Annotated in this window: 20 protein-coding genes; 10 read left to right on the plus strand and 10 right to left on the minus strand. The window is 40.9% G+C overall.

Annotation, left to right across the window (positions count from 1 at the left end; translation table 11 throughout):
* Positions 1–282: 282 nt before the first annotated feature.
* Positions 283–504 carry a 50S ribosomal protein L31 gene (gene rpmE, locus GGR10_RS02740; RefSeq protein ID WP_007476551.1) on the minus strand — a complete coding sequence of 74 codons (222 nt, stop codon included), beginning with the start codon at positions 502–504 and terminating at the stop codon, positions 283–285.
* A 212-nt stretch (positions 505–716) separates the two neighbouring features.
* Between rpmE and GGR10_RS02745 the strand changes: the two genes are divergently transcribed.
* Positions 717–2,528 carry an ABC transporter transmembrane domain-containing protein gene (locus GGR10_RS02745; protein WP_422614132.1) on the plus strand — a complete coding sequence of 604 codons (1,812 nt, stop codon included), beginning with the start codon at positions 717–719 and terminating at the stop codon, positions 2,526–2,528.
* A gap of 358 nt (positions 2,529–2,886) precedes the next feature.
* Here the strand turns inward: GGR10_RS02745 and GGR10_RS02750 are convergent, their stop codons facing one another.
* From GGR10_RS02750 to GGR10_RS02765, 4 genes are all read right to left on the minus strand, one after another.
* Entirely contained in the window at positions 2,887–3,678 is a 792-nt protein-coding gene (locus tag GGR10_RS02750) for an inositol monophosphatase family protein (protein ID WP_182479803.1), read from the minus strand.
* A 3-nt stretch (positions 3,679–3,681) separates the two neighbouring features.
* Positions 3,682–4,254 carry an elongation factor P gene (efp, locus tag GGR10_RS02755; protein WP_078690184.1) on the minus strand — a complete coding sequence of 191 codons (573 nt, stop codon included), beginning with the start codon at positions 4,252–4,254 and terminating at the stop codon, positions 3,682–3,684.
* A 405-nt stretch (positions 4,255–4,659) separates the two neighbouring features.
* On the minus strand, positions 4,660–5,742 hold the full coding sequence (locus tag GGR10_RS02760) for a tetratricopeptide repeat protein (protein ID WP_182479804.1): 1,083 nt from the start codon (positions 5,740–5,742) through the stop codon (positions 4,660–4,662).
* A 39-nt stretch (positions 5,743–5,781) separates the two neighbouring features.
* Positions 5,782–6,447, minus strand: coding sequence for a thiamine phosphate synthase (locus GGR10_RS02765; protein ID WP_182479805.1), 666 nt, complete (start codon positions 6,445–6,447; stop codon positions 5,782–5,784).
* Positions 6,448–6,546: 99 nt separating this feature from the next.
* Between GGR10_RS02765 and GGR10_RS02770 the strand changes: the two genes are divergently transcribed.
* Positions 6,547–7,707 carry an OpgC family protein gene (locus GGR10_RS02770; protein WP_210268766.1) on the plus strand — a complete coding sequence of 387 codons (1,161 nt, stop codon included), beginning with the start codon at positions 6,547–6,549 and terminating at the stop codon, positions 7,705–7,707.
* Positions 7,708–7,724: 17 nt separating this feature from the next.
* Here the strand turns inward: GGR10_RS02770 and GGR10_RS06945 are convergent, their stop codons facing one another.
* On the minus strand, positions 7,725–7,847 hold the full coding sequence (locus GGR10_RS06945) for a hypothetical protein (protein ID WP_275039593.1): 123 nt from the start codon (positions 7,845–7,847) through the stop codon (positions 7,725–7,727).
* Between the two features lie 35 nt (positions 7,848–7,882).
* Between GGR10_RS06945 and GGR10_RS02775 the strand changes: the two genes are divergently transcribed.
* Positions 7,883–8,401 (plus strand): DUF1465 family protein, encoded by a 519-nt coding sequence (locus tag GGR10_RS02775; protein WP_010704333.1) that lies wholly within the window; start codon positions 7,883–7,885, stop codon positions 8,399–8,401.
* Here GGR10_RS02775 and GGR10_RS02780 read toward each other — a convergent pair.
* Genes GGR10_RS02780 through GGR10_RS06950 form a run of 3 tightly spaced genes read right to left on the minus strand, consistent with a single transcriptional unit; the run spans position 8,376 to position 8,895 of the window.
* The gene (locus GGR10_RS02780; protein WP_182479806.1) at positions 8,376–8,567 is read right to left on the minus strand and encodes a hypothetical protein; all 192 of its coding nucleotides are present in this window, start codon (positions 8,565–8,567) and stop codon (positions 8,376–8,378) included. The genes GGR10_RS02775 and GGR10_RS02780 overlap by 26 nt on opposite strands.
* 59 nt (positions 8,568–8,626) lie before the next feature.
* Entirely contained in the window at positions 8,627–8,764 is a 138-nt protein-coding gene (locus GGR10_RS02785; protein ID WP_182479807.1) for a hypothetical protein, read from the minus strand.
* A complete protein-coding gene (locus GGR10_RS06950) occupies positions 8,761–8,895 on the minus strand; it encodes a hypothetical protein (protein WP_281371263.1) in 135 nt (44 codons plus the stop codon). Before GGR10_RS06950 ends, GGR10_RS02785 begins: the two co-directional genes overlap by 4 nt.
* A 310-nt stretch (positions 8,896–9,205) precedes the next feature.
* Between GGR10_RS06950 and ruvC the strand changes: the two genes are divergently transcribed.
* From ruvC to ruvB, 3 genes are all read left to right on the plus strand, one after another.
* Positions 9,206–9,709 (plus strand): crossover junction endodeoxyribonuclease RuvC, encoded by a 504-nt coding sequence (ruvC, locus tag GGR10_RS02790; RefSeq protein WP_010704334.1) that lies wholly within the window; start codon positions 9,206–9,208, stop codon positions 9,707–9,709.
* A gap of 3 nt (positions 9,710–9,712) precedes the next feature.
* Positions 9,713–10,348: a Holliday junction branch migration protein RuvA gene (ruvA, locus tag GGR10_RS02795; RefSeq protein ID WP_182479808.1), complete on the plus strand. Its 636-nt coding sequence runs from the start codon at positions 9,713–9,715 to the stop codon at positions 10,346–10,348.
* Positions 10,349–10,426: 78 nt separating this feature from the next.
* Entirely contained in the window at positions 10,427–11,518 is a 1,092-nt protein-coding gene (ruvB, locus tag GGR10_RS02800; RefSeq protein ID WP_010704336.1) for a Holliday junction branch migration DNA helicase RuvB, read from the plus strand.
* On the opposite strand, the gene GGR10_RS06835 is transcribed toward ruvB, so the two are convergent.
* Positions 11,448–11,705, minus strand: coding sequence for a hypothetical protein (locus tag GGR10_RS06835; RefSeq protein WP_246316838.1), 258 nt, complete (start codon positions 11,703–11,705; stop codon positions 11,448–11,450). The genes ruvB and GGR10_RS06835 overlap by 71 nt on opposite strands.
* Before the next feature lie 24 nt (positions 11,706–11,729).
* On the opposite strand from GGR10_RS06835, the gene ybgC reads away from it, so the two are divergent.
* From ybgC to GGR10_RS02820, 4 genes are all read left to right on the plus strand, one after another.
* The gene (ybgC, locus tag GGR10_RS06840; RefSeq protein WP_208431726.1) at positions 11,730–12,194 is read left to right on the plus strand and encodes a tol-pal system-associated acyl-CoA thioesterase; all 465 of its coding nucleotides are present in this window, start codon (positions 11,730–11,732) and stop codon (positions 12,192–12,194) included.
* Between the two features lie 176 nt (positions 12,195–12,370).
* Positions 12,371–13,084: a protein TolQ gene (gene tolQ, locus GGR10_RS02810; RefSeq protein ID WP_078690190.1), complete on the plus strand. Its 714-nt coding sequence runs from the start codon at positions 12,371–12,373 to the stop codon at positions 13,082–13,084.
* A gap of 10 nt (positions 13,085–13,094) precedes the next feature.
* Positions 13,095–13,547, plus strand: a complete 453-nt coding sequence (gene tolR / locus GGR10_RS02815) for a protein TolR (RefSeq protein WP_182479810.1) — start codon at positions 13,095–13,097, stop codon at positions 13,545–13,547.
* Between the two features lie 122 nt (positions 13,548–13,669).
* A complete protein-coding gene (locus GGR10_RS02820) occupies positions 13,670–14,791 on the plus strand; it encodes a cell envelope biogenesis protein TolA (RefSeq protein WP_182479811.1) in 1,122 nt (373 codons plus the stop codon).
* Positions 14,792–14,826: the final 35 nt, after the last annotated feature.

Raw genomic sequence — 14,826 nt, forward strand, 5'->3', positions numbered from 1 at the left:
ATATATCCGTGTTCTTGAAATCTGGTTTCACCTTTAAAATTGTTGAACACCCCCTTAAGATCTCAAAACCTTACACCCCTTCAAATATCTACTCATCCCCACGTGATTTCAACTCTCGCAAATCGCCTCAAGCCTCATACATCCGTGTTCTTGAAAACGGATTTTACCTTTTTGAAATCTTGGATGCGCCCCTCCCACATCACACGTCAAATCCACGTGCTCAAATGCGCTCAATTCTCACATTGCAAACTTCACAAATACTGTTTTTAGAAGTTAAATATTTTAAACGCCGAGATTACCAAAGCGATTTTTGAACTTAGAAACACGACCACCACGATCGACCAATGTCTGAGAACCACCGGTCCAAGCTGGGTGGGTTGTAGGATCAATATCTAGAGAAAGGGTATCTCCCTCTTTTCCCCATGTCGAGCGAGTCTCATATTTAGTTCCATCAGTCATAGCAACATAAATCATATGATAATCGGGATGAATATTCGCTTTCATACGGCATACTTTCGTTTTTACATAACGAAAAAGCGCTATTTTGCTTTTTTAAGTGCGCTCGCTTCGTCTTTTTGATACATTAATTGAATTGAGATTCTTATAGCTGAGCGTACATAAAAAAACAAGTGTGCAAAGCCTATCAATCCATAAAGTCTTATAAGGAATAAAAAAGTCTTATAAGATACAAAAAAAAGATAAGGAATAAGATGAACATGCACACCACCACAAAGTCATCAAATCATTCTGACAAATTTGCAAAGCCTTCTAAAAAAAGAGTTTCTTTTGCTTTGCTTGCAACTTTTGCTCCTTATATTAAACGCCATCACTGGCTTGTTCTTTATTCCTTTGTCGCTTTATTTATTGCCGCTTCTGTCACATTGGCCTTGCCCCTTGCCATTCGTCAAATGCTTGATCACGGTTTTTCCGCTTCAAGTCACGGTAATATTAATTTTTATTTTGGCATTTTATTTGTATTAGCCTTACTTTTAGCACTTGCTTCAGCATGCCGTTACTATTGTGTCATCACATTGGGCGAGCGCATTGTTGCTGATTTACGCCGTGATCTTTTTGTTCACATCACACAACTTTCACCTGATTTTTTTGATCATTCTCGCTCTGGTGAAATTATGTCTAGGCTTTCCACAGACACAACACAAATTAAAACAGCTGTTGGGTCAACAACCTCGACAGCTCTGCGTCATCTCATTGTGGTAATTGGCGCAATTGTGATGATGGTCATCACCAATCTTAAGCTATCTCTTCTTGTTGTTCTTGCCATCCCCCTTGTTGCCATTCCACTGATTATCTTAGGGCGTAAAGTCCGCCAACGCACACGTACTGCGCAAGATTGTTTAGCAGATGCAAATGCTCTTGCATCTGAACAGATAAACGCTATTCGAACTGTACAAGCCTTTACATCTGAAAACTTTATTGCTTCTCGCTTCACATCTCTTGTTGAACGCGCTTTTCAAACAGCGCAATTGTCTGTGGTTTTGCGCTCTTTTTTCACTGGTTGTGCAATTTTCCTAGTTTTTGGAAGCATTGTTGCCGTCTTATGGATCGGCTCACGTGATGTTTTAAATGGCACCATGTCTGGTGGTACACTTGGTCAATTTGTTCTTTATGCAATTTTCGGCGCCATGACCTTTGCACAATTATCCGAACTTGGTGCAGAATTAGTACAAGCAGCAGGTGCAACAGAACGAATTGCCGAATTGTTGCAAGAAAAACCAACCATCACAACACCAGATTCCCCCTTGCCTTTAGCTCACCCGGTTCAAGGAGCCATTGTTTTTAATCAGATTGATTTCAACTACCCTTCAAGACCCCAAGAACAGGTTTTGCAAAATTTATCCTTTTCCATCAAAGCCGGTGAAACTGTTGCTTTTGTTGGTTCCTCAGGGGCAGGAAAAAGTACTCTTTTTTCTCTCATCTTGCGTTTTTATGACCCCCTAAAGGGGCAAATCCAATTTGATGGCGTTGATCTTAACCGCCTCTCTCTTTATGATTTACGCTCATCAATTGCTTACGTCCCGCAAGAAGTCGTTATTTTTGAAGGCACACTGCGCGACAACATCATCTTTGGTACAAAAAATGCTGATGAAGCACAAGTCATCGCCGCAGCAAAAGCAGCAAACGCACTTGAATTTATCGAATCTCTTCCTCAAGGCTTTAACAGCCAGGTTGGAGAACGTGGAATTATGCTCTCTGGTGGGCAAAAACAACGCATCGGCATCGCGCGAGCGATTTTAAGAAATGCCCCGCTATTGCTCCTTGATGAAGCCACATCAGCCTTAGATGCACATAACGAAAGACTCGTGCAAGAAGCCTTGGAAGGCCTCATGCACAACCGAACAACATTGGTGATAGCACATCGTTTAGCAACAGTTTTAAAAGCAGACCGCATCCTCGTGCTCGACAAAGGAACCATCATTGAAGAAGGAACCCATACCCAATTGATTGAGCAAAATGGGGTTTATGCACATTGGGCTCAACTGCAATTTTCACCAGACCAAAAATCATAAAAGATTTTTTAAATATCCAGAAGTCTTAAAACACATCAAAACATAGCACTCAAATAATCTCTAAACATTTAGAGTGCTATCAACTATACCCCTCACAGGCTCCATCAACTATACCCTCATGAGCTTCAACCAACGCTGAAAACTAGGCACCCCCTACCCTCTAATCTCGCAAAAACAGCAGGCAGCCTCTCCTTCCTTACAAGCTCCAACAACTCTACCCTCACAAGCTCCAACCAACGCTGGAAACTAAGCAACCCCTATCAACAATCTCATAGAAAAGTGGATAAGCTCTTCCCCTCTCATCTTATGAACTCACACGCTTGGCGCATATCTCAATTGCCAGTTATAATCTGGCCTTTCACACACCTTTTTTAAGGGTTTGACTTAATTGGGCATGAATAAACTCATTACCAGCAATGATGTTTTTTGTGCCAAACATAGCACTCCCACCATCTTTATCACTAACAAAACCACCCGCTTCACGAACGATGATGATTCCAGCAGCCATATCCCAAATTTGCAGGTTATCTTCCCAGAACCCATCTGTTCTTCCTGCAGCCACATATGCCAAATCAAGAGAAGCCGCACCAAAACGGCGAACACCAGAAACTTCACTCATAACATTGCGCAACTCAACAAGATAGTGCCCATGATTGCGCCCTCCAAAATGGGGCATTCCTGTTGCAATCACACATTCCCCCAATTTACGCCGTGCCGCCACACGGCAGCGCCGATCGTTTAAAAAAGCTCCACACCCGCGTTCAGCTGTAAAAAGCTCATCTAAAATAGGGTTATAAATCACGCCAGCAACAATCTGCCCTTGACGTTCCAAAGCAATAGAAACAGCAAAAAAAGGAATACCATGTAAGAAATTTGTTGTACCATCTAAAGGATCAACAATAAAACGATGTTGAGAATCCTCCCCAATAATTTCTTCTGATTCTTCCATTAGAAAACTAAATTTAGGCCGCGCCTTTATCAATTCAGAAAAAATAATCTTCTCAGCTTTGCGATCTGCCTGGCTCACATAATCAGCCGGCCCCTTTAAAGACACTTGTAAGTTTTGAACCTCACCATAATCACGCACCAAAGAGCGGCCAGCCTTAAGGGCAGCTTGAACCATGATATTCATGATTGCAGAACGTGCCATATTTTATCCCTTTTCATTTGTGCGACGCACATAAATTAATTCATTGGTGTCAACAACAACACGTTCCCCAACCTGAATGAAAGGTGGCACGAGAATACGAATACCATTTTCTAAAATCGCAGGTTTATAAGATGAGGTAACAGTTTGCCCTTTAATTGCAGGTTCAGTCTCAGCAATTGTCACAACAACCTGATCAGGCAGTGATATGCCAATTGGTTTTTCTTGATAAAGCTCAACCGTGACAACCATTCCATCTTGTAAAAAAGCAGCGCGATCACCGACAAAATCTTTGTGCAATTCAAGCTGTTCATAAGAACTTGAATCCATAAAAACCAACATCTCACCTTGCTCATAAAGGAATGTGAAATCCTTTTGTTCAAGCCGCACTCTCTCAACAGTCTCAGCAGCACGAAACCGTTCATTGAGTTTTGTTCCATCAATCAGATTTTTCATCTCAACCTGGTTAAAGGCACCACCTTTTCCTGGCTTGACAGCATTACATTTAACAGCAACCCACAAACCTCCTTGATGCTCGATAACATTTCCAGGGCGAATTTCATTACCATTAATTTTCATCGTGTATATTCCATTTGATCCCTTTAAAGACCCACTAATTTTTCCAGGTCTTATCTGGCTTTTTCAAGCCATTGCATCTTTTAAAGCTTCATTAAGCTTCATTTTATTCTTTCAAACCATTATTATTTTCTCAAACCATTATGGTTTTTAAAACCTCATTTGGTTTTTTCAAATAAGAATCGTTGTGTACCCTAGCTTTTCAGCTTTTTGCAAGACTATAAAGCACCTTGGCAAAAAACCTTAAATAATTTTGCAAAAAAACCACCCTTATATAAACAATCACCCTATAGGATTTGCAAAAAAACACTTTTATGAAAATTACTCAAAAATGATTTGGTGAAAATAATCTCCTAAAACCATCAATCAATCTTCACCCAAAATGCGCAATCTTCACCCAAAACGCGCTTAAAGAACAGGTATGAATGCGATCGCTTTTTGTTCTGCTTCCTTTAATTGAGTCTCATCCATTCCCTGGAGCATCACTTCAAGATCAGAAGCTTGCACTTTCGCCTTCTTTGCCACCATATACCACGCAGCAGCAGTAACAATATCGCCCTCTACCCCTATTGCATCGCGATAAAGTCTTGCCAGATTAACTTGTGCCACCGCAACCATCTTAACGGCATTATCAAACAGCAAATAAAAAGCCCGTTTAAAATCGGTTTCCCCACCACGACCTTCAATCAACCATTGTGCCAACAGCATTTGAGCCATAAGGTGCTTATTTTGGGCTGCAACCTCAATCAATCTTCGTGCGTTATAATCATCTTTTGGTTTTGTTAAAGTTCCCTCAGACAAAATCTTTGCAGCAGCAAAAGCAGCCTCAGGGTTACCAAGAGCAGCACCCTTTAAAAACAACTTCAAAGCCTGTTCTTTTGCTTCATCTTGTTTGTTTTGTAAAGTCACACCCTTAAGATCGTTTTTTTCATCAAACGCTTTATGAAGAAGAATTTGCCCATAATAAAAATAGGCTTCCCTCACACCAGCATGTAGCGCTTTTTGAACAAATTCTATGCCACGCTCTTTGTCTTTTGTGACAAAGGTCCCACTAAACAACATAAGGCCATAGCGCAGTTGTGCTTGTGGGTCCCCGTGTTTTGCAGCGCTTCCAAACCATAAAGCAGCACGCTCACCATCAAGGGGAACGGCATATCCTTCCATATACATTTGACCAATCAAAGTTTGCGCAGCTGGATCATTGTATTCAGCACGTTTGAGTGCTTCATGAAAAGCTTTTAAATAATTGCCTTGCATATAATAATCATAGGCTTCATCATATTGGCCTGCTTTTAATATTTGAGCAGAACTCTCATGATCTTGGGCTTTTGCAGTGTTTTCAGACACCTTTAAAGTGGATTCATCTGGTGATTCTTCTGTCTTACTAGATTCAACTTCAACATCTTGTGCTTCTTCTCCCACAGGGTCTGCAACAGCAGAAAAAGACAAAAAAGCTGTAAAAATCAACACACACGCAAACACTTTACTCATAAGATACCCTCTGCCCGCTAATTATGAATATCCTTATTCCTATGATAAAGGATGATTTTTGCATTTTTCTTTAACCCTATCAAGTACAATAAAGGGGTGATCATGAGCAAAAATCATCTCTTCAATGGCAATAAATTCGCATGTCGTCTCTAAGGTTTCATCAATAGTTGCAAGATCACTGCCTGCTTGAATAATAGCAGGTACTTCCATAATCTCAGCCCACCATTTTGCCAATGCAATATTTCGAGGATGGGAGGATGGCTTTTTATCAGCACCTAATTTCCCAAAAAACACATAATCAACCCCAGCTTCAGCAACACTCATAGCACAATGACGTGTTCGTAAATTCCCAAAACCAACTATTTTTTGGTTTTTTTTCTGATTTTCCAACACGTCAAAAGCATCAAGACCACCTTCCAAATGCATCCCATCAGCTTTAATTCTGCCAGCAACACGGCTATCTTCAGCAATAATAAGGGCAGCACCATTGTGTTGAATATCATCAGCATACATCTTGGCACTATTTTGTAAAAAAGCACCATCGCCCTGATCAACAAATGAATCATATAAAATAATGCACGCAAAGGACTTTGTTTGAAAGAGCTGGCATAAAAATGCAGGCTCAATAACACGACGAACATCCAATGTTAGAACCAACTGAGGAAAAGAACAATGTTCAATTGGTTTATTTTTCTGATGGACCATACAGCCTCCCTTAAAGATTAAATTAAATAAAGATTTATTTTATCATCACGCTTTGTTAAAGGCAGGTTTACCCCTTTCATCATGAAGAAGGATTTTTCGATGGCGCATCATAGCACTTCCCCTCACGATACACTTCCTTCAAATTATGAAAAGCATAGCCCCCCTTTATCTTACCGTGATACCCGTATTGATGTATTGCGTTCTTTAGCTCTGTTGATGATTTTCATCAACCATATTCCCGGAACATTTTATGAGCATCTCACACACAAAAACTTCGGTTTTTCTGATTCGGCAGAAATATTTGTTTTGCTTTCAGGCGTTGCTCTTGGATTAAGCTTTCATACTCACACCCTCAAAAGCTGTTTTACTTCACATGTGCACAAACTTTGGAAGAGAGCTTTTGTACTCTATAAAGCACATCTTTTTACCACTTTTACTACATTAGCCCTCTTTTTGGGAGCCTCTCTCCTATGGCACTCAGAACAACTTTCATCTCAGAATAATGTGGGTATATTTTTAACACAACCTTTCATCACATTTTTAAGCATTTTAAGCCTTGGCCATCAACTAGGCTATAATAATATTCTTTCCCTTTATGTTGTTTGCATGTTGTTTGCCCCTTTTGCCCTTTATCTGACTGGCAAATATAAAGGGCCTCTTCTTTTCATATCATTAATGATATACCTTATATGTGGCTTTTATAGCATTGCACCACCTTCTTATCCACTCCAAGGGCAGTGGTTTTTAAACCCTTTATCGTGGCAGTTTCTTTTCATTATCGGGTTAACAAGCACTATATACCTCAAACAAGGAGGGAAAATCATCTTTCGTCCTTTAATTGTGATTGTCTCAGCAAGCTATCTCGTGTTTGCACTGTTATGGGTGCGCCTAGAGTGGTGGGGAAGTTTTGGTTCATCTGACTGGTCTTCACCCCTTATGAATTTTAATAAAACATTCTTAAGCCTTCCCCGCTTGGTGCACATTTTAGCCTTAGCATCTTTGATCCTTTGCCTTCCCTGTTTGCATGAACGATTTCACGTCTCCCCAAAGCATCCCTTAGCGATTTTAGGCAAACAGAGCTTACCAGTTTTTATCACCGGCACCATCTTTGCAATGTGTGGGCAAATTTTTAAAACACTAACGACAAGCACATTTTTTTCCGACACTCTCTTGATAATAAGCGGTATCGCAATACAATTTGCTGTAGCATACTATTATGAAAGCCAAAAAACATATCGTCTTGCACCTTCCAAAAGATAAAACAAATTTATAAATATTTATAAATATTGTCCATCTTGCTCATTAACCTTAGCATAAGAAGTGTATTGCGTAATTGTCTTTAAAAAGGCATCCTCTACAACAATGAGAAAATGAGTCTTTAAATCGGTCTTTAGTGTCATTATTTTTCTCATATCACAGTTTGGAGTATAAAGACGTGAATGCACATGAACCTTCAAAAGATAAAACCATTATCATGATGGAACACGATGCTTTTGAAAGTGTTTTTAACCGCCTCTATGAAGAGACGATGGACCTTATTGAAGAAACAGCAGACTATATTGATAAAGAAGGTAAATGCGCTGCTCGTCACCTTCCAGTCGAAACTTCTGCACTTTATGCAAAAGAAGCCATGTATTTAAGTACACGGCTAATGCAAATTGCCTCTCGACTGTTGCTTTTTCGTGCAGGGCGTGAAGGGGAAATGTCTCCCGAACAAATACAAAAAGAGATCGCAAAAATTTCTCTTCATACACCATCACTAGGACCTCAGGCTGCTCATTGGACAGAATTGCCAGAAATTTTCCGCCACTTTGTAGCACGTTCTTTGCGTTTAGAAGAACGTATGCGCCATGTCAGTTATGATATCGATCAAGCCTCTTGCAAAACCTTAAAAAAGAACAATCCTGTAACCAAACAAATTCAATTGCTCAAACGTGCTTTTCGACGCTCTTAAAAAACCTTGCCACCATTTTAAAAAAACCAGCCTCCTCACCACCGCTACCAGCACCTTCAACCTTACACCTCCCCCTTCCCTTACCTTTTAAATGCCATCCTCTTCCTCCAACATTTCCCCCAAACTCCTGACCCTCTTCCCCCAAGCCATCTCTCCAATCTTCCAAGCCCCCATCCTCTCACATTATAATACCCCACCTTCCACCAACACAGCTCAATCTTGCTCTTAAATCTTGCTTCCATCAATGCAAGCTTCATGCTCCTCCCCACCCTTACCAAAACGCCTCCACCAACGTTTCCCCCAAACTCCTGACCCTCTTCTCCCAAGCCATCTCCCCAATCTTCCAAGCCCCTGCCTTCTCATATTATAATACCCCACCTTCCACCAACACAGCTCAATCTTGCTTCCATCAATGCAAGCTTCATGCTCCTCCCCACCCTTACCAAAACGCCTCCACCAATACTCCCACCCCTCACCACTTTAAAACTCTCCATTCCCTTCATCCATTTTCAACCTCCTGCCCTTTCCCATCATCATCAAACCTCTTTGAAATCTTGCCTCCACTTAAAAAAACCAACTCCTCACCACCGCCACCAGCACTTTCAGCGCTACACATTTACACATTTGCCTTCATTAAGAGAGCCCAATTCTTTTTTAAAAAACCATTTTTATTATGCTCTTTTAGTATTTCATTGTATTCTTTTAACGTTTTTACTGTATTCTTTTGGATTGTATTAATGTTTCTATGTTCTTTTTATGTATTGCATCTATTCAAGAACAAAGAAATAACATAGGCTTAATCATATGGTAAAAGCGATTCGTATTATAGGCATCGATCCTGGATTACAGCGAACAGGGTGGGGCGTCGTTGATCTATTAGGCAATCATCTACACTTTATTGCATCAGGCACACTGCGCTCTGATGCAAAAAGCCATCTTGCTTCCAGGCTGTATCAACTTCATCAAGGGCTGTCTGATGTTGTGCACCGTTTTATGCCCCATGAAGCAGCTGTTGAAAATGTTTTTGTCAACAAAGATGCCACTGCCACTTTAAAACTTGGTCAAGCACGTGCCATTGCACTTCTTGTACCAGCTCAAGCAGGTCTTCCAGTTTCTGAATATGCCCCAAACACCATCAAAAAATCCGTTATTGGTGTGGGCCATGGCGCAAAAGAACAAATCCATATGATGGTCAAAACTCTTCTCCCACGCGCTGAATTTGACAGTAGTGACGCAGCTGATGCATTGGCACTGGCACTTTGCCACAGTACCCACCGTACTAACTTATCCTACAGCTCACAAGGTTAATACATGATCGGCAAATTAAAAGGCATACTCGACAGTATCTGTGACGATCACATCATTCTTGATGTGCAAGGTGTGGGGTATAGCGTTTTTGTGTCAAACAGGCTTTTATCTTCTTTACCAACCCTTGGTGAACATTTAAACCTATTTATTGAAACGCATGTTCGCGCAGAAGCCATTCGCCTTTTTGGTTTTACCACAAAAGCTGAACGAGATTGGTTTTGCCTTTTGCAAAATGTGCCAGGGGTAGGTGCAAAAGTTGCCCTAGCTATTTTAGGAACTTTATCACCTGGTGAACTTGCCCAAGCAATTGCATTAAACGACGTGGCAATGATCAAACGTGCTCCTGGCATTGGTCAAAAAGTTAGTGAAAGAATTATAAGCGAATTCAAAAACAAAGCACTGCCCTTTAATGAAGAAAGCAAAAATACCGCACATCTTGCTTCCAACCTTCAAGCGCAAGAAACCAATCAACCAGTCAACGATGCACTATCAGCTTTAATCAAGCTTGGTTTTGATCGTGATCAAGCAGCACAAGCTTTGTCTTGCGCCCTCTCTAGCCTTGAAGAGGAAACTGTTTCCTCAGCGCTTCTCATTCGCCATAGCCTTAAACTGCTTTCCAATTCATCCAACACAAGGTAACTTTTTAAAATACAATCAATATTTTCTGCTCAGACAATATAAGGTAACTATACAAGGTAACATATATACAAGGTAACAATGCGTAAAGATGAAAGCCAACGCCTTCTTGGTGCCATACCCCTTCCCAATGACCCAGACCGTTCCTTAAGGCCACAAGTCCTTGATGATTTTATTGGTCAAGAAGCAGCGCGTGCAAACTTAAAAATATTTATTGAAGCAGCAAAAGCGCGCCAAGAAGCTTTAGATCACGTTTTATTTGTAGGGCCGCCAGGGTTGGGAAAAACAACACTTTCGCAAATTATGGCTAAGGAATTAGGCGTTAATTTTCGTTCAACATCAGGGCCAGTCATCGCCAAAGCAGGTGATTTAGCAGCCCTTTTAACCAACTTAGAAGAACGTGATGTTTTGTTTATTGACGAAATTCACCGTTTAAATCCAGCCATTGAAGAAATTCTTTATCCAGCAATGGAAGATTATCAACTTGATCTCATCATTGGTGAGGGGCCAGCAGCACGTTCAGTCAAAATTGAGCTTGCTAAATTTACCTTAGTGGCAGCAACCACCCGTTTAGGGTTATTGACCACCCCTTTAAGGGATCGTTTTGGCATTCCCATCCGGTTAAGTTTTTATACCATAGAAGAATTAGAATATATCGTTAAACGTAATGCTCGCCTCTTTTCAGTCCAGATAAGCGATGATGGCGCCCATGAAATTGCATGTCGTGCACGTGGCACCCCGCGTATTGCAGGAAGACTGTTGCGCCGGGTTTGTGACTTTGCTCTGGTTAAAAGTGCAGAAAAAATTGACCGCTTCATTGCAGATGAAGCCCTCTCGCGCCTTGAGGTTGACCACCTCGGTCTTGACCCTCTAGACAGGCGCTACCTGATCCTCATTGCACAAACTTTTCTAGGTGGCCCCGTTGGCATTGAAACAATTGCGGCTGCTCTCTCAGAGCCACGTGATGCCATTGAAGATATTATTGAACCTTATTTGCTGCAACAAGGTTTTATTCAACGTACCGCTCGCGGGCGAATTATTACAGAAAAAGCTTGGGCACATTTAGGGCTTTGTCCCCCTGAACCAGCAGCCTCACAAAAATCTACCCCATCAGCTGACACACAAGATCATTCCTCAACACAACCCACTCTATGGGAAAAAGAAGATGACTAAAACCACCACCAATAACACGCACACAACCAACCTCCACGCTAACAACCACCCCAACAATACTGGCACCAGCAACACGCTCCCCAATACCCCCCACGCCGACATCCCCCACACCATCCCCCATACCAACAATTCTCATCCCAACGACACCCATCCCAACAACCCTCACGCTAACAACCCTCACACTCATAATCTTCATGCCAACAATACTTGTATCAACAACACTTCACTCAATCACAGTGGTGAGAGTTTAGCTTATGTTCATGACCTCCCCACAAGAGTTTATGTTGCAGATACCGATTTTTCTGGTGTCGTGTATCATGCGCGTTATTTGGAATTTTTTGAGCGCGGGCGCTCAGAGTTCTTGCGAAACATAGGGTGCAATAACACACAGTTAGCATCAGGCGCACGATTTGCATCAAGCACAGGGGAAAAACTATTTTTTGTCGTGCATCGCATAGACATTACTTATTCCCGCCCTGCACATATTGATGATCTCTTAACGGTTAAAACACGACTAGAATGTGTTCAAGGGGCACGTTTTTTCATGAATCAACAAATCATGCGTGACAACACCCTGTTAGCTGAAGCAAAAGTAACACTTGCTATTATGAATCAAGCAGGAAAACCACGCCGTTTGCCCAAAGATCTTTTTTCTTCCACACTTGTTTCAAAATGAAACTGCCTTATTTTAAAAAATAAAGGGGCAAAATAAGCCGGTTTTAAGCGTTTTTTCTGCTTGAATATCTTTTTGTTTAGGAACTTAAAACTTTGTTTTGTCAAATTTAGAAACTATAAAACAATATGCTTTAATGAGATTTTATACATAAATCTTTCATTTAAAGGAACGATACCATGGCGCACATAGAACTGGCCTCTCCAGATACCCTTGGAATGTGGAGTTTGTTTATGCAAGCCAATTGGGTTGTCAAAGCTGTCATGATTGGGCTTATTCTTGCATCAGTATGGAGCTGGGCGATCATTATCGATAAAATATTCACTTACCGAAAAATACGCTATGACATCAAGCAGTTTGAGCAAACTTTTTGGTCAGGCAAATCTTTAGAAGAGCTTTATGTAACCTATCAAAATCAGCATACCAACAGCATCTGTGTTGTTTTTATAGCAGCAATGACGGAATGGAAAAAATCTCTTACCAAAGGGGTTCAACCATCATTGAATCTACAAAGCAGAATCGAAAAAGCTATGGATCTAGCCTTAGGGCGTGAGAGTGCAAAAATAGAATCAAAATTAGGCTTTTTAGCCACACTTGGATCAGCAGCCCCCTTTATCGGTTTATTTGGAACAGTTGTTGGAATTATGAATTCATTTCTTTCAATTTCGGCTTCTCAAAATACATCTCTTGCAGTGGTAGCACCAGGCATTGCAGAGGCTCTTTTAGCAACAGCAATTGGCCTGTTAGCTGCCATCCCAGCAGTGATTGCTTATAACAAACTCATGCATGAAAGCACTCAAATCATAACGCATATAGAAGGCTTTGCTGATGAATTTTCAACGATTATGTCACGGCAAATTGATGAGAAAATAACCTCAAACTCATTACAATAGGTGGTTTTCAATGGCACTTTCTCTTGCTTCTCCTTCTCAGAAAAACACACGAAAACGCCGTCGCTCGCAAAGTCATTTAATCAGTGAAATTAACATCACGCCTTTTGTAGATGTTATGCTTGTTTTACTGATTATTTTTATGGTTTCTGCGCCCCTTTTGGTCAATGGTGTTCCTCTTGATTTACCCCAAAGCCAAGCAGGAGCAGTGCAAACAGACCGCCCCCCCTTAACGGTTTCGCTTGATGCACAAGGGCGTTTTGCAATCAATCAAGACTATTACTCTACATCACAAGCATTGATTGCAAAATTAAAAGAGCAATTATCAACCGATCAAACATTGCAAAACCAACGCATTTTTGTGCGCGCTGCCAAAACTGTTGAATATGAAAAAGTTTTACAACTTCTCGCAAATATTCAAAAGGCCGGTTTTTCGCAAGTTGCTTTGGCTAGTTTAGCGCAATAAAACCATAATATCATAAAGAACTAGATGATCGGCAAAAGGCGCACACAAAACCATACAACAGTACCATAATAGTATCATACAATAGTCGATCAACAGTAAAAAAAGGCTAAGGCTTAAAGAAGATGAATATAAGTTCTCATCATAGCATGAAAAAAAGCTTAGCTTTCTCACTTGCAGCCCATATAGCCATTCTCATCTGGGGTGGAATACATTTGACACATCCCACCTCTTTTCCTCAACACCAATTAGAGGCCATTCCCATCACCTTAGCCCCTCTTGATCAAGAGCTTGCAAGTGCACAAGGCTCAGAAAATGCACCATTTAACGAACGCCCAGCACCAAAACCAACCACGCGGACACAAGAAAAAGAAGATGCACACCACATAGGTGATGGAAAACTCGACACTAAAGCCCCCTTAAAGCCAAAAGAAAAACTACAAAATAAAAATGTTGAGACAACACCTCTCTCTTTTGGTGAAAAAGATGCATCTGAAACACAAGCCCAATCCCTTATAACACCAGAAAAACAAGAAATAAAAACACAAACTCCTCCACCAACAACGCCAGAAATTACCTCAAAAACCACTGAAGAAACACCAAAAAATGAAAATATAACACTGCCAGAAGAACCACAAACACCAGAAATACCTGTTCCAACAGAACCTGAAAATAAACCACAGCCAACCACCGTTCAGCTACCAACAAATGTTCCTCGTCCAACGACAAAAATGAAGCCAAAACCTACCAAACAGGCTTCCTCCCAAAGCGCACAATCTTCTCCTAAAAAAGGTGAACAAACCATTGAAGATATCTTAGCAATGGATGAAAGCAATCTAATCAACCGTGCACGCACACAAGGAGGTGGGGCAAAACGCTCTAAAGAACAAGAATCTCAAGGGGCACGAAAAGATATTGGCGACACCACAAAAATGGCACAAACCCTTGTCAATCTTGCGGGCGCATGTATTCAAAAAAAGCTTAAACTTGTTGCTATTGGTGGAAATTTAAATAACCGTCCAGTTGTGCGTTTGCAGTTTCAATTAAACCGTAATGGAATGATTATAGGCACACCCATCATTGAACCCTTAAAAGGTGATGAAAGCCAACAAGCCGTCATGGTTCAACAAGTATATGCCGCCGTTTTTGCATGCCAACCCTACCCAGATCTCCCGCGTGACCAATATAACTTATGGGGGCAAGGTTTTGATTTTAATGTTGATCCCCTTCAAGAGAAAGTTCTATAACAAGAAAAAACTCTATAATCTTAAGAGAAAGCTCT

This window comes from Bartonella chomelii, assembly GCF_014138465.1.
Taxonomy (GTDB): domain Bacteria; phylum Pseudomonadota; class Alphaproteobacteria; order Rhizobiales; family Rhizobiaceae; genus Bartonella; species Bartonella schoenbuchensis.